The sequence below is a fragment of the Aquimarina callyspongiae genome (assembly GCF_034322225.1).
In the GTDB taxonomy this organism is placed as follows: domain Bacteria; phylum Bacteroidota; class Bacteroidia; order Flavobacteriales; family Flavobacteriaceae; genus Aquimarina.
On sequence record NZ_JAXLPA010000003.1, the window covers coordinates 285,488 to 301,309 of the forward strand.

Genomic DNA, 15,822 nt, shown 5'->3' on the forward strand with positions numbered 1-15,822 from the left:
ATGAAATCGATTACTCTTTTATTATTTGCTCTTTTTATGGCAAGTACAAATTTTGCACAATCAAAAAAAAATATCTTTTTTGATCAACAAACTCAAATTACCAAGTTTCATACAATAGATGAACTGGAAGATCTTAAAAAGGGACAACTTATTAAATTGTATACAGATCGTGCAAATGAGATTATTACTATTATACCTTACCTTGCTTTAAGCAACGAACCAGGTGTAAGTCTCGGAGATATCGGAATCAAAGAAAACTCAGATAACTTAAAAATCTTAGGCAAGCATCATGAAACAACTACCGATGCTTTTGAGAGTACAAGTAACTTAATATCAGAATTTATTCCATATGCAGATACAGAGCAAATCATATGGTCTATTTTATATTTTGAAGAAATTATCAAAAAAATTCGAATAGGAGCTAACGGTAACTTCTAAATAGAATTTCAAAACATATCGAATAAAAAAATCAGCTCATATGAGCTGATTTTTTTATTTATATACATAGGTCTTGGAAACTACAAATAGCAAAATAAATGTTAATACTTAGTCTTTCCTGTAATCTTGAATTCTAATAATCGACATAACTAGTGTTTTCTAATCTAATTAAGCTTGTTTTTGAATACCCTATCTCATCTAACCGTGAGCAAAAATATTCTTAGAATCAAAAAAATTGAGCTATGAAAAAGAAATATTTAATTACCGCTTTACTATTAGTAACTATCATTTCAGGTTTTGCACAAAGTCAATTCTATGATAACCATATGAAATGGACTAGAGATTGGACTAATTTTGAACCAAACAATACGCATTACCCTGAATATGATCAGATCTTACCTAAGATTATATCTGAAGATACTTATTTAAGAAATGATATCGTTTATCTAATGTCTGGAGATATTTATGTAGTTAATAATGCTAAACTCACTATACAAGAAGGTACTATATTAAGAGCAGATACTGAACATCCAGCCAATCTTGTTATATCCCGAGGTGCTAAACTGATCGCAAATGGCAGTAAAGCATATCCAATTGTATTTACTTCTAATAAATCCCGAAATTCAAGAAAAAGTGGAGATTGGGGAGGAATTACTATTATTGGATCTGGCAATACTAATACCATAAATAAAGAAACTAATATAAAAGGTGATTTTGATCCATTATACACTTCTTATGGTGGTGAGAATGAAGATGAAGAAACTACCATTTTAAGATATGTAAGAGTAGAATATGCAGGTAAATCATCAAATGGGCTTTCATTATATGCTTTAGGAAAAAAATCTATTATTGAAAATGTTATGGTAAGTTTTTCTGCTGATGATTCTTTTGAATGGAACGGTGGAGCAACCATTTCTAAAAATCTAGTTTCTCTTAAATCCAACGATGATGATTTTGATTTTACGCAAGGATACAAAGGTGAACTTACCAATATAATAGCGATACGCCATCCATATATCACCAGTAATAATGGTTCTTATGCAATAGAAATTGACGGTTATCACAACAGAATAGGTTTTGAAAACACTACGAGCCTTACAAGTGTTGATATTACAGGAGCCACGATCATCACCTTGGCTGATCAAAGTAATTTTAGCCATACAAGAGCAGCTATATCAGTAAACAATTTAGCAGAATTATATATAAATGATTCTAACATTTCTGGTTTTTCTGATGTTGTCAAATTGGATAAAACCTTTTCAACTCTACGTATGATAGAACAAGGATTTAAAATGGATAATAGTTTTTTTAATGTTCATAAAGGTGGTGTTATCACTCAAAACAAAATAAAAGACGATATTAACAATCTACTCAAGTATAATAGGTTTACCAAGACATTCCAAAGCCCAGAAGAAGTTTTTAGTGATCCTCTGGATAAAGGAAATCCAGATTTCAGGCTAAAAAAACCTATCAATAATTACATGGTAATCCAATAAACACACAATAAATACAAACCATCAAATCGAATTAAATGAAAAAAATAATTACACTCACGTTGATTATAATAAGCTTGAGCACCTATGCTCAAAACGGAAGAAAAGGAGTATTCTTTGAAAATAATAAGCTCATCAATAAATTTCATACAATTGATGAACTGGAAAGCTTGAATAAAGGAGATTTGATACAACTATATATTGAACGCACTAGAGAAATTTTCATTGTCCTACCATATTTATCGTTGTCTAACCAACCAGGTACAAGTTTATCTGATGTTGGAATCAAAGAAGATTCAGACAATCTTAAAGTTGTAGAAAAAAATAATGAAATTGCAGATAGAGCATTTGAATATACAGAAAATACAATAAAAGAGTTAGTCCCTTATTCTGATACCAATAAGATCATTTGGTCCATATTATATTTTGAAGAAATGATCAAAAAAATGCGTTTAGGAATAAACGGAAATAATTAAATAAATATCATCTCCAAATTCTACGAAAGATTAAAGGACTCTCAATACCAAAAACAGGATAAAAATACCAATATCATCGTTTAAGTTCATTATTTATCTCTAAAATGATATAACATTTATTTATATCTACTAGTAAATAATTTCCCATTTTCGCTTCTATCCTCTCCACAAAATGACTAAAACTTATTAATCAATCAACTTATTATTAAGTATTTATGTTCCAAAACAAGGGGTATTTAAGCTTTTTATAATTGTATTGAGGTGAATATTCCCCGTTGTTTATCCTTTCGTCGATATCCTTAAACAAGTACTAAATTACTGGTATTCAATTTTTTAAATGTTAAAAAAGTAGGAATAATACTTCAAGAAAAATACTAAATTGGAATAATTTATCGACAAACGTACAAAGTTTACGGTAAAAACGTAATTGGTTTTGCAAAAAGTGTAGTAACTTAGTTATCCTGAAAAACGGAAGAGGGAATTTTCTTCCTAATTTAAGTAACCCCAAAATAATACTTCTATGAAACCGGTAATTTATTTATTAACTACTTTTCTATTAATCTTTTCTTCTACATCTATTGTAAATGCTCAAGATTTCGATGAAACGGATCACCGTTGGGTAAAAGGTTGGACAAATTTTGAGCCCAATAAAACATCATATCCCGAAGCCGAAGAAAAACTCCCCAATATAATTGCTGATAACACCTTTTTAAGAAATGATATTGTATATCTCCTATCTGGTGATGTATATATTACTAGTGGTGCGACCTTGACCATACAACAAGGAACAATTATTAGATGTGATCATGAAAACCCAGCCAACCTAATAGTTACTAAAGGTTCTAAACTAATTGCTGCTGGTTCTGAGGCGTACCCAATAGTATTTACTTCAAACAAAGCATCAAAATCAAGAAATAGTGGAGATTGGGGTGGTATATCAATACTCGGATCTGGTAATGTAAGTACTGTATCTGGTAATGGAATTATGAAAGGCGATTACAATCCTCAATATTCTGTATATGGAGGAACCGACTATAATGAACAAACAACAATTTTAAGATATGTTAGAATAGAGTTTCCTGGTAATAAAACAAAAAGAGCAGAAGGATCCAATGGATTATCTTTATATGGTATTGGTACCTCATCTATTATTGATAATATTATGATCAGCTATTCTGGGCAGGATTCTTATAATATACAAGGTGGTAAAAACGATATTAAAAATTTAATTTCTCTTAAAGCAGAAGATGACGATTATCAAGTATCTGAAGGTTTTAAAGGAGACTTAAATAATATAATAGCTATTCGTCATCCTTACATCACCAGTCCTAGAGGATCGTATGCTATGGAAATTGAAGGCTACAACAAAGAACTAGGATATATAAAACCCGATGCTGTTACTGATATAACTATTACCAATTCTACATTAGTAAATCTTTCAGATAAAAGCAATTATAGTTATACTTCTTCGGCTATTTCAGCTTCAAACTCTGCTATGATGTATATTCACAATACCAAAATCTCAGGTTTCTCTGATGTTGTGAAATTTGATAAATCATATACTTCCTTGATTTTTATAGAAAAAGCATTTAAAATGGATAATAGTTTTTTTAACATCCACGGAGAAGGAGTAAAAGTAAATTACAAACCTAGTCCTGGTGTTCTAGATATTCTTAAATACAACAGGTTTACCAAAAGCTTTGTAAGCGTTGATGACTTATTTAATGACCCTCTTAGCACTATTATGCCAAGATTTCAATTAAAACAGTCTTTAAACAAATATATGGTAATGCAATAAAACAGAGTTGATCCCTCTTTTTGTCCCAACGGATCATTTTTGAATCTATTTATAGATCTACCAACACCCCTTATACTATGCACAAATTAATAATAAGCTTCATCTTTTTAATGATCATGAATCTCACATTCGCTCAGAAGAGAGATGAAGCTATTTTTTTTATTCAAAAAGACCAGGTTAACAAGTTTCATACTATTGATGATCTAGAAGGTCTTAAAAAAGGAGAACTATTAAAGTTATACGCTGCACGAGTACGAGAAATTGTGACGGTACTCCCCTACTTATCATTAACAAATGAACCAGGCGTACGATTGGAAGATGTAGGAATTAAAGAAAATTCTGATCATTTAAAAACTTTGAGAAAAAATGTAGAGTCAACTCAAGAAACATTAGCAATAACTCAAGAAACAATAGAAGAACTAATTCCTTATGCAGATACCGAAAAAATCATATGGACGATTCTTTATTATGAAGAAATCATCAAAAAAATGAGAATCGGTGTAAAAGGAAATTTTTAAAGAACACAGTTTTTATTTAAAATTGTGCTAGGAGTATTATTTACTTAGGGTAGGGAGCGGCGGTAGCCGCTTCCGTATTTATTGTATATTAGTTATTAGACTTAGATGTTTTTACCCTGTAAGCTTCAATAAATTATTACTACTAAAGCTCTATGATAGCATTATATTTAATATTAGGCATATTTTCGGCAATTCTAGGTGCTCTTCCATTGGGAGCAGTTAATATAGCAGTCATCAATACGACCATTAAAGAAAGTACCAAAAAAGCATTATATATTGCTATTGCAGCAGGAGTAGGAGAAGTATTCTTAGCGCTTTTTGCTTTACACTGTAGTATGGAACTCTCTCATTTCTTTGATAATAATCAATGGATTCAAGTAGTATTTATCGTTATATTTTTACTTATAGGAGTATACTTTCTAGTAATAAAAAAGCAAACAACAAAAGAAAAGAAACCGCCAAAAATAAACTTAGGAAAATCTAAGTTCCTAACAGGTTTTTCATTAGCTTTTTTAAATCCTCCAGTAATTATCTATTGGATAATAGCCATTTCTCTTACTAATGAACACTTATTTAAATTGACTACACAAACACCATTAACTGCACTTTTCCTTTTCTTTTCTGGTATTTATTTTGGAAAAATAGCTACCTTATATCTTTATAGTAAATGGGGTAATAAAATGGTGCAAAAACAAGGAGATTCAAAAGCCAAGCTTTCTAAGATTATGGGAATAGCTCTTATAGTTATTTCTATCTTTCAGGGCATTAAATTCTTAGCAGAATAACAAATAACATTACTCTGTAATTAGAATACCATTTTTTTAAATAATTATACAAGTAAATTCTTCTTGATTCCGCTAATTTTGTTAACAGTTTTAACAAATCAATACATATGAGCAAGAATGACCTAAATACCAAGTTAAGGTTATCTAAAGAAGAAATGCAACAATATGGGTATAAGATCATAGATCTTATTGTAGATCATTTTGATACTCAAAACAATAAAAAACCAGTTGCACTGGCATCTAGAGAAGAGATGGATTCTTTACTTACAGAAAACATTCCTGATAACCCAACACCTGCCAATGAGGTTTTGGATTTTGTAATGGATCAAGTTATTCCTCATAGCAACATTGTATCTCACCCCAAATCTTATTCTTTTGTACCTGGCCCTAGCAACTATATAAGTGCTATGGCAGATACTATCGCAACAGGGTTCAATATATTCTCAGGAGGGTGGGCTGCATCTCCAGGAGCAGCCGAGTTAGAAATCATAACCATGAACTGGTTATTAAACATATTTGGGTTTCCTACTAAAAAAGGAGGAGGAATCTTTACCAGTGGAGGATCAATGGCTAATCTCACCGCATTAGTAACTGCCAGAAGAATAAAATGCAAAGATGATTTTTCAAAGGCCATAATCTATCTTTCTGATCAGGCACATTCTTCTAACATCAAGGCAATAAAAGTCATTGGATTTAAGAAAGAACAGATTCGTATCATTCCAACTGATATGGAATTTAAAGTATCACTGAATAAATTAAAAAATGCTATCGCAAAAGATCGTCTTGAAGGAGCACAGCCATTTTGTTTTATTGCTTCGGCAGGAACTACTAATACAGGAACAGTAGATCCACTAGATGAAATTGCGACTATCTGTGAAGAAGAAAACTTATGGTTTCATATAGATGGTGCATATGGAGGGGCTTCTATTTTGGCCGATAAAGGAAAACAATTTTTAAAAGGTATAGAAAGAGCTGATTCATTAACAGTAGATCCACATAAATGGTTTTTCCAACCCTATGAAATGGGGTGTTTGCTTGTTAAAGATCATAATTGGTTGAGCAATACTTTTAGTGAGAAACCAGAATACCTTAGAGACATAGAAGGTAACGAATCTGAAATTAATTTTTATGATCACGGGATTCAATTGACTCGTCGTTTTAGAGCATTAAAATTTTATATGTCTTTAAAAACATTTGGGTTATCCTCTTTCAAGAAAGCCATACAATACAATATTGAACTAGCCGAAGAAACTGAGGCTATCCTAAGGAAAAGTAAAAATTGGGAGATTACCTCTCCGGCAACACTGGCTATTATTAATTTTAGATTCAATCCCATCTCTCAAAATCTATCTGAAGAACAATTGGATCGTATTAACCAAAACATTTCCAAAAAAATAGTAGCATCGAGAGAAGCATTATTAGTAACAACAATATTGCAGGGTCAGGTAGTTTTAAGGATGTGCTTAATAAACCCACGAACTAAAATCGAAGATATTAGAGATACTCTCGAAAAATGTACTGTTTTTGGAAAAAATGAAGTTTTAGCAATTACTAAAGAAACTACTAAGTAACTGGTTAATTCAAAGGATTTTATTGAATTCCTAGCTTAACCACATAACCTTCATTATTACGAACATTAAAGACTGTATTATCCTCAAAGATCAAATACTGTCCTTTGATACCTTTTAAAACGCCCGTATATTCGGGTGTTTTTTCTAAGTTCAGGCTTTTTAATTTTTCTGGATACCGCAGTACAGGAAACTTAAGTTCAGTTTCTTTATTATTTTCTATAAAATATTCTTTTACTTCTTCAGGAATAAAACTTTTAATTTTATCTCTTGAAGCAGTTAAATCCTCATCTTCTATTTCATTTTTCAACATTTTTCGCCAATTCGTTTTATCAGCAACATGTTCTTTTAAAGCAACTTCTGTAATCCCCGCTAAATAACGATTAGGAACTTCTACTATTTCTATAGCTTCATGAGCTCCTTGATCTATCCACCTGGTTGGAACCTGTGTTTTACGCGTAACTCCTACTTTAATATTACTAGAGTTTGCTAGGTATACTATATGAGGTTGTAGTTGTACTTTTTTTTCAAATTCAAGATCTCTATCTTCGACTCCTAGATGAGCTGTACTTAATTCGGGTCTCATAATCCAATCCCCTACTTCTGGTCTATTATAAAAATCTTCATAGCAATATCCTTGTCTATAAATTTTTCTGTTTTCGCCACAGGCTAAACATTGATATTTTTCAAAAGAAATAGATAACGTCTTGTCTAACAATTGATTCATATGTATAAAATCTGATTCAAAAACCAGGTAGTATTGAATAGGATCTCCTATTTCTGTCTGCATTTTGGTAAGAACACCCTCGTATTGCATATAAAAGTTACATTATAAATTAAATCCTTAAATAGGATGTAATTATTTTTCTTATTTTAGTTTCCGGTGAAGTACAACCTTTCATTAATTAATTACAGCATAAAGATACATTAAAAAATGCCAATCCCTCTAGTTAATTCTATTGCCAGCTGGTTCTTAAAAAAACGATTTCATCAAATCGAATTGTTTCTTAAGTACCCCAATGAAGTGCAGTTAGAATTATTACATGTACTACTGGAAACAGCTAAAAATACCGAATTCGGTCAAAGGTATGATTTTGCTTCTATCAGTAATTATAAAACTTTTGCAGAAAGAGTACCAATACGATCTTATGAAGATTATGAATCGATGATCGATCGAAGTCGCCAAGGAGAAAATAATATTTTTTGGCCAACTTCTATTAAGTGGTTTGCAAAATCTAGTGGTACAACAAGTTCTAAGAGTAAATTTATTCCTGTAAGTCAGGAATCTCTTGAGGATTGTCATTTTGCTGCAGGAAAAGACCTGCTGTGCATGTACCTCAACAACAATGAAGGTTCTAAACTGTTTACAGGTAAAAGTCTTCGCTTAGGAGGTAGTAAAGAGCTTTATAAAGAGAATGGCACTTCTTTTGGAGATCTGTCAGCTATTATAATAGACAATATGCCTTTTTGGGCAGAATACAGCTCTACTCCCAGTAATGAAATTTCATTAATGAGCGATTGGGAAATTAAAATGAAAGCTATTGTTAATGAAACTGTTCTTGAAAATGTTACTAGCCTGGCAGGTGTTCCTTCTTGGATGCTGGTATTATTAAATCAAGTATTAGAAACTACTGGACAAGAGCATCTTTTTGAAATCTGGAACAACCTTGAAGTATACTTTCACGGAGGAGTGAGTTTTGAACCTTATAAAGATCAATACAAGAAAATCTTACCTAATGATTCTTTCAAGTATTATGAAATCTATAATGCTTCAGAAGGTTTCTTTGCAATACAAGATAATAATGATTCTTCTGAACTTTTATTGATGCTTGATTATGGTATTTTTTATGAGTTTATTCCTATGGACACTTATGAAACCAAAGATGAGAAGGTAATCCCTTTGAGTGAGGTAGAGTTAGGAAAAAACTATGCAGTTATTATCACAACAAATGCTGGACTATGGAGATACAAAATAGGAGACACAATACGATTTACTTCTATTAACCCATATCGCATAAAAATATCTGGAAGAACAAAACATCATATTAATGTATTTGGAGAAGAATTGATTATTGAAAATGCCGAGGAAGCATTAAGAAAAACCTCTAAAGAAACTAAATGTGAGATTGTAGATTATACGGTGGCACCCATTTTTATGGAAGGAAGAGAGAAAGGTGCACACGAATGGGTTATAGAATTTAAGAAACATCCTAATAATCTAGAGGAATTTGCACACATACTTGATCAAAATTTACAAAATGTAAATAGTGATTATGAAGCTAAAAGATATAACAACACCACTCTTAACATTCTTAAAATAAATGAAGCAAGACCTCACCTTTTTTATGATTGGCTTAAAAAGAATGATAAATTAGGAGGTCAACACAAAATTCCAAGATTATCAAATAGCAGAATTTATCTTGAAGAACTACTAGAGCTTAACAAAGTAGATTTCTTGTCTTCATCTCAGAAACAGTAGCTTTCTAATTACGTAATTAGATGAATTTGACGTTTTTAGCTTAAAAACATTCAAAATACCGATTACTTGTTACGGTATTACCGTAACAAAACTACGTAAGAATTTTTAATTTTGTACGGAATTTGAGTATTTCATCGAACAAAAAAAACGCTTGATCTAAAAATTTAGAAATATCTTTTCAACAAAGCTTTTTCATATTAAATTTGAAACCAGATAGTTATAAATATATCTAAGTCCCAAAATATGAAAAATATAATATTAGGCTTTATTTTTTTATTCTCAGTTGTAGCTGTTAACGCACAAGAAACTAAAACAACTGATGCGAATAAACCTTCTGAGAAAGCTACTGTTACAGAAAACAAAGATGTAGCAATAATTTCTCTTATAGCTACTGAAACAGCAAATACACCTCTAGTAGATAAAGTTTGTTATAGCGAAGTTTCTAAAGTAACTTTTTATGAAGCTTTGATTAGCCAAAATGGATTCGATATACAATTAAAAGAAAGTAATAATCTGGCAATAAAGAGTACTGAAGAGATCATCTCTAAAAGTAAAGACCAGATCCTTTATTCTGAAGAAGAGTAAGAAATCCAACTAATACAACCAACAATTAAATTTCACCTTCATAAGTAGTACTTATGAAGGTTTTTTTTATACATAAAATAAAAGTGCTTCCTCTTTGAGAAAGCACTTTTATTTATTTGTAACTAATTTTAATTTACAACTCTTAAGAAACAGCCTTAAGCTTATTTATTGTAGATTTATTTAGTTTTTTCTCTGCATAGTCTTTAGTTACCCTAAAATCTTTTTCTTCGCTCTCAGGTAATTCATACATCGCATCTGTAAGAATAGCTTCACATAAAGAACGAAGTCCTCTTGCACCTAATTTATATTCTACAGCTTTTTCTACAATGTAATCCAAAGCTCCTTCTGTGATAGAAAAATCAATACTATCCATTTCAAAAAGCTTCTTATACTGCTTTATAATAGCATTTTTAGGTTCGGTTAAAATAGCTCTTAGAGTATTAGTATCAAGTGGATTCATATAAGAAAGTACAGGAAGACGTCCTATAATCTCAGGAATCAATCCAAAATCTTTAAGATCTTTAGGGATTATATACTGTAGCAAATGATCTTTTTCTATAGCATCCTCGAGTTTTGAAGCACTATATCCAATCGCTTTCATATTTAATCGCTTTTGAATAGATTTTTCAATACCATCAAATGCACCACCAGCTATAAATAAAATATTCTCAGTATTTACCTCGATAAATTTTTGATCAGGATGCTTTCTTCCACCCTTAGGAGGTACATTAACAACAGTACCTTCTAATAGTTTAAGTAAAGCCTGCTGCACTCCTTCTCCAGAAACATCTCTTGTAATACTAGGATTATCACTTTTACGAGCAATTTTATCAATCTCATCTATAAAAACGATTCCTCTTTGTGCTTTTTCCAGATTATAATCTGCAGCTTGCAATAACCTTGTAAGGATACTTTCTACATCTTCTCCCACATATCCGGCTTCTGTAAGAACAGTAGCATCTACAATGGCCAATGGAACATTGAGCATCTTTGCAATTGTTTTAGCAATCAAAGTTTTACCAGTACCTGTTTGACCAACCATAATGATATTACTCTTTTGTATCTCAATATCATCATCTGATTGTGGTTGTAATAATCGTTTATAGTGATTATACACGGCAACTGACATGACTTTTTTGGTAAACTCCTGTCCAATAACATATTCGTCTAGGAATTTTTTAATTGCCTTAGGTTTACGCAACATTAATTCACTGCTCAGTTCGCCAGTTTCTTCATCTCTTGCCTCTTCTACTACAATTCCGTGTGCCTGAACGATACATCGATCGCAAATATGAGCATCTAACCCTGCAATAAGCAAATTCGTCTCAGGTTTCTTCCTGCCGCAAAATGAGCATTCTAAATCTTCTTTGGCCATAATAGCTATTTAGTTCAATTTCATAAATTCTTGCCTACAGTATAAGCAAAAGGTTTCAGATTATAAAACTTAGTTCATCCAAAAACCTAAACATTACATCATTCTCTCGTTAAAATTTCATCAATCATTCCATATTCAAGAGCTTTATCAGCTTTCATCCAATAGTCTCTATCACTATCTTCATAAACCTTTTCATAAGTTTGTCCAGAATGCTTGGCAATGATTTTATATAATTCTTCTTTTAATATCAAAATTTCTCTAGCAGTGATTTCTATATCACTTGCCTGTCCTTGAGCTCCTCCTAGCGGCTGATGAATCATCACTCTACTATGTGGCAATGCAGAACGTTTTCCGTTCTCTCCGGCACATAATAAAACGGCTCCCATAGAAGCAGCCATTCCTGTACAGATTGTAGCTACATCAGGTTTTATAAATTGCATAGTATCATAAATACCTAAACCTGCATAGACGCTACCTCCTGGAGAATTGATATAAATCTGAATATCTTTTGATGAATCAACACTATCCAGAAATAACAATTGAGCTTGAACAATATTAGCTACCTGATCATTAATCCCGGTACCTAAAAAGATAATACGGTCCATCATTAAACGAGAGAATACATCAAAAATAGCAATATTCATCTGACGTTCTTCGATAATATTAGGAGTCAATCCAACCGGGTACATACTACTTATAATCTGATTATAATAGTTGCTATTTATACCGTGATGCTGGGTAGCGTATTTTTCAAATTCTTTTCCGTAGTCCATATATTTTTTTACTGAATTTATTTTAAAAAAAAGGCGTTAACCTAAATTATAGTTTAACGCCCTAAATATAAGTATAAAATTCCTTATAAGTTATACTACAACTTATTTGTAAACTTCTTTTACAAATTCATCAAAACTTACTTCTTTAACTTTCAGTTTAGCATTTTCCTTATAGAAGTTCAACATTTTTGTGCTCATTAATTGCTCAGAAATTCTTTTCACCTCTTCTTGATTAGATAATATTCTAGCAGCAATATCCTCAAGTTCTTTATCTTCTGGAGACATTTGACCAAATTGAGCCATCTGACCTTTTATAAGCTCTTTTGCAAAATCTTTTAATTCATCAAAAGTAACTTGAAGGTTATTATCATTTATGATTTTACCTTCTATTAACTGATAACGAAGACCTTTTTCACTTTTTTCATATTCATCTTTGGCTTCATCTTCACTTAACGGTTGCTCTCCTGTGGTTCTTATCCATTTCTGTAAAAACTCTACAGGAAGATCAAATTGGGTGTTCTCTAAAACATTTTCAGTAACATCATTCAATAGTTGCTGATCAGCTTGTTGCTCAAATTGCTTTTCTGCATCCTGCTTAATCTTCTCTTTAAGTTCTGTTACAGATTTAATAGTTCCTGGACCATATAGTTTATCAAATAAATCTTGATCCATATCTGCCAATTCCTGCTGATTTATCTCAGTAACAGTAAACGTTACTTCTACATCTAAATCGTTAGCATCGTCTTGACTAATTTTTAAAGCACTTATTAGATCGTTATCATCACTAAATAAACCTTTTGTTTTTAGTTTGATTACATCTCCTACTTTAGAACCAATAAATTTATCCAGGTTTCTTTTTCCTTTTATCTTATCCAAAGAAACTGTAGTTTGATTATCTATCTCTTTTTCTTCATTTGTAAAAGTACCTGCTACCAAATCTTCTTTTTCTACTGCATCTTTTGATACCAGCTTACCATATTGCTTCTGGATAGTTTTGATCTGATTATCAATCATTTCATCAGTAGCAACAATTTTATAGTGAGTAACTGTTTTTTTACCACTCAGTTTTACTTCAAATTTTGGAGCTAATCCTAATTCAAATTCAAAAGAATAATCATCTGCATCCCAGTCAAAACTTTCTTTTTCTTTTGGTAAAGGATTGCCTAAAACATCCAACTTTTCTTCTGTAAGATATTTATTTAATGCATCCTGTAATAACTTATTTACCTCATCTACTAAAACTGCTTTTCCATACTGTTTTTTAACCAGTCCCATAGGCACGTGACCTTTTCTAAAACCTGGTATATTAGCATTTTTACGATAATCTTTCAGGATTTTCTCCACTTTATCACTATAATCTGCTTTTGCTATATCTACAGTTACTACAGCATTTAAGTCGTCTAGTTGCTCTTTTGAAATGTTCATTATCTCTACTTTTTGTACTAAAAATCGGGTTGCAAAAGTATAACTTTTTTGCAACCCGACAAAGTTTTAACTTCCTGAAAAACAGTTATTTTTTATCTTTCTTTAAAATAGAGTATAGTATCGATTGAAATACAGACAACAAAACACTAAATATCAGTGCCCATAACCAACCACTGACACTAAAACCAGAAATAAAATAATCTGCTAATAGAATAATTGCTGCATTAATTACTAACAAAAATAATCCCAATGTGACCACTGTAACGGGCAAAGTCAATATAACTAATATTGGTTTTACAACAGCATTAAGGATGGCTAAAACAAATGCCACTATTAATGCACTTACATAGCTATCAACACCTACTCCTGGTAGTATTTCTGCCAAAACAAGTACTGCAACGGCACTAAGAATCATTTTTAAAATAAACTTCATGGTATTTTTTTAATATTTTCGATTATTAATATAATAAAAAAGACTTCAACAAAAAAACCTGCTAACTTAAGTTAGCAGGCTTCTCTATATTCTTGTTCAGAAAATCTTAATTCACATCATTATCTAATGTGATCGTTCCATAATCACCAGGGTTTACCACTGGTAAATTTGCTCCGTATGTAGATTCTATCTGTTTTAAAATTCCGTTAGTTATGATAGCATGACCTCTTGGCGTAGGATGAACACCATCTAATGAGAAACCACCACCAGTAACAAAATCAGAAGTAACAATACCTCCATCAAAAGCAATACCTCCATTTGCAACTGTTGCTAAGTCACGAGCCGCATCATAAAATGCTAATCCGTTTGCCGTAGCTAAACCTCTAACTGTAGCGTTATAAGCTGATCTAGCAGTTGCAATAGCAGCTAATTCATCTGAATCTAACACATCACCATCTTCAATTGCACTGATTGCATTTATTACTGCAGCTCCTTGCTCCGGTGTTGGTGTTCCTCCTGCCTGAAGAATTCCTAATATCTGCAGTACTTCTGGAGTTAATACAACCGAACCATATCCTTGTGCTAACGCACCACTATCTATAGTAAGCAACAACAACTCATCCGCTGTCATTTGTCTAAACCCAAGAGGATTTGTAGTCGTAACTTCGGTTTTCAACAAAAACAAGTTAGCACCTTCATTAAATTGGATAAGGTATTGAGAAGCTATTTGTTGCGCTTGCGCTAAAGGAACTCCTGCTCCAGCTAATTGTGCTGTTACAATACCCGTTACTGCTTGAAAAAAACCTGTCAAACTTCCTGCCGTGGCGGCATCTAATACTAATGCATTATTTGGTACAGTCGTAAAGAAAGGTATAGAAGTAACATCAGGTAAATTTAACACTACTCCTTTAGCTCCATTCGCTGTAAGTCCAGCTATCATAGTACTATATACTGAAGCAAATACGTTATTATTAGTAATATCATTACCTCCATATGTTGTAGGATCAACATTACCCGTTACATTATGATCTTCACCTACTCCACCTGAAGTTGCATAACTAAGAATATCATTATTCCCTATCCATAAGCTAAAGAATGTAGGGTCTTGTGCTACAGCATCACCTATAACAGTTGCATCTGCAGCAGAAGCAAATCTTGCAAAATAAGGATTAGCTTGCCCTGTTGCTATACCAGCAATGTTACCATAGCCAGGAGCCGTTAAATGAAAACTTTTTGCTCCAGGAACACCCATATTATTAAAAGAACTACCTAAACTATTAGATATTTCAGTAGTTGGAGCTGCACCAGTATATATTGCTGGCGCTGCATTACCTTGCGCATCAAAAGCCAAAACAAATCTGTTATCTAAGATTTGTGTACCACCCAATAATGCTCCTCCTGCATTATCTGCCATTAACGGCTGAGTAAATTCTCCACCTCCTGCTAATGCAAATTGCTGTGATAATATATTAGGATATGAATTTTCCTGACCTGTTATATATAATGCTCCATCAGCAAAACCAGCTGTAAGAGAATTTCCTAAAGCCACATAATTACTAAAATCTGCTTCACCACTGGTATAAATACCAGACTCATCAATCGGGTTATCAAATTCTGGTTCACATGCTACTAATCCCAATGCCAGAACTGCTAAATATTTTATATTTTTTATCATG

The 15,822-nt window shown here is 32.0% G+C and carries 15 protein-coding genes; 9 read left to right on the forward strand and 6 right to left on the reverse strand.

Translation table 11 applies throughout. From position 1 onward, the window contains the following. The 7 genes from U0D62_RS13585 (at window position 1) to U0D62_RS13615 (ending at window position 7,079) form a co-directional block, all read left to right on the forward strand. Window positions 1-438: a hypothetical protein gene (locus tag U0D62_RS13585; protein WP_322287849.1), complete on the forward strand. Its 438-nt coding sequence runs from the start codon at window positions 1-3 to the stop codon at window positions 436-438. Between the two features lie 242 nt (window positions 439-680). Further along, a complete protein-coding gene (locus tag U0D62_RS13590) occupies window positions 681-1,934 on the forward strand; it encodes a hypothetical protein (RefSeq protein WP_322287850.1) in 1,254 nt (417 codons plus the stop codon). Between the two features lie 35 nt (window positions 1,935-1,969). Further along, window positions 1,970-2,407 carry a hypothetical protein gene (locus U0D62_RS13595; protein WP_322287851.1) on the forward strand — a complete coding sequence of 146 codons (438 nt, stop codon included), beginning with the start codon at window positions 1,970-1,972 and terminating at the stop codon, window positions 2,405-2,407. A gap of 520 nt (window positions 2,408-2,927) precedes the next feature. Further along, window positions 2,928-4,205, forward strand: a complete 1,278-nt coding sequence (locus U0D62_RS13600) for a hypothetical protein (RefSeq protein ID WP_322287852.1) — start codon at window positions 2,928-2,930, stop codon at window positions 4,203-4,205. 116 nt (window positions 4,206-4,321) lie between these two features. Next, window positions 4,322-4,723 (forward strand): hypothetical protein, encoded by a 402-nt coding sequence (locus tag U0D62_RS13605; protein WP_322287853.1) that lies wholly within the window; start codon window positions 4,322-4,324, stop codon window positions 4,721-4,723. A gap of 152 nt (window positions 4,724-4,875) precedes the next feature. Continuing rightward, window positions 4,876-5,508: a LysE family transporter gene (locus U0D62_RS13610; RefSeq protein WP_322287854.1), complete on the forward strand. Its 633-nt coding sequence runs from the start codon at window positions 4,876-4,878 to the stop codon at window positions 5,506-5,508. 107 nt (window positions 5,509-5,615) lie between these two features. Further along, on the forward strand, window positions 5,616-7,079 hold the full coding sequence (locus tag U0D62_RS13615; RefSeq protein WP_322287855.1) for a pyridoxal phosphate-dependent decarboxylase family protein: 1,464 nt from the start codon (window positions 5,616-5,618) through the stop codon (window positions 7,077-7,079). A 19-nt stretch (window positions 7,080-7,098) separates the two neighbouring features. On the opposite strand, the gene U0D62_RS13620 is transcribed toward U0D62_RS13615, so the two are convergent. Next, entirely contained in the window at window positions 7,099-7,893 is a 795-nt protein-coding gene (locus U0D62_RS13620) for a DUF2797 domain-containing protein (protein WP_322287856.1), read from the reverse strand. A 117-nt stretch (window positions 7,894-8,010) separates the two neighbouring features. On the opposite strand from U0D62_RS13620, the gene U0D62_RS13625 reads away from it, so the two are divergent. Together U0D62_RS13625 and U0D62_RS13630 are read left to right on the forward strand one after the other, a co-directional pair. Continuing rightward, window positions 8,011-9,555 (forward strand): GH3 auxin-responsive promoter family protein, encoded by a 1,545-nt coding sequence (locus U0D62_RS13625; RefSeq protein ID WP_322287857.1) that lies wholly within the window; start codon window positions 8,011-8,013, stop codon window positions 9,553-9,555. A 243-nt stretch (window positions 9,556-9,798) separates the two neighbouring features. Further along, window positions 9,799-10,140, forward strand: coding sequence for a hypothetical protein (locus U0D62_RS13630; protein ID WP_322287858.1), 342 nt, complete (start codon window positions 9,799-9,801; stop codon window positions 10,138-10,140). 142 nt (window positions 10,141-10,282) lie between these two features. Here the strand turns inward: U0D62_RS13630 and clpX are convergent, their stop codons facing one another. The 5 genes from clpX to U0D62_RS13655 form a co-directional block, all read right to left on the reverse strand. Continuing rightward, complete coding sequence (gene clpX / locus U0D62_RS13635) at window positions 10,283-11,515, reverse strand: ATP-dependent Clp protease ATP-binding subunit ClpX (protein WP_322287859.1); 1,233 nt, start codon at window positions 11,513-11,515, stop codon at window positions 10,283-10,285. A 98-nt stretch (window positions 11,516-11,613) separates the two neighbouring features. Beyond that, the gene (clpP, locus tag U0D62_RS13640) at window positions 11,614-12,288 is read right to left on the reverse strand and encodes an ATP-dependent Clp endopeptidase proteolytic subunit ClpP (RefSeq protein ID WP_322287860.1); all 675 of its coding nucleotides are present in this window, start codon (window positions 12,286-12,288) and stop codon (window positions 11,614-11,616) included. 102 nt (window positions 12,289-12,390) lie between these two features. Continuing rightward, window positions 12,391-13,713, reverse strand: a complete 1,323-nt coding sequence (gene tig, locus U0D62_RS13645; RefSeq protein ID WP_322287861.1) for a trigger factor — start codon at window positions 13,711-13,713, stop codon at window positions 12,391-12,393. A gap of 85 nt (window positions 13,714-13,798) precedes the next feature. Next, on the reverse strand, window positions 13,799-14,146 hold the full coding sequence (locus U0D62_RS13650) for a phage holin family protein (protein ID WP_322287862.1): 348 nt from the start codon (window positions 14,144-14,146) through the stop codon (window positions 13,799-13,801). 106 nt (window positions 14,147-14,252) lie between these two features. Next, window positions 14,253-15,821 (reverse strand): G-D-S-L family lipolytic protein, encoded by a 1,569-nt coding sequence (locus U0D62_RS13655; protein WP_416135539.1) that lies wholly within the window; start codon window positions 15,819-15,821, stop codon window positions 14,253-14,255. Between the last annotated feature and the right edge of the window lies 1 nt (window position 15,822).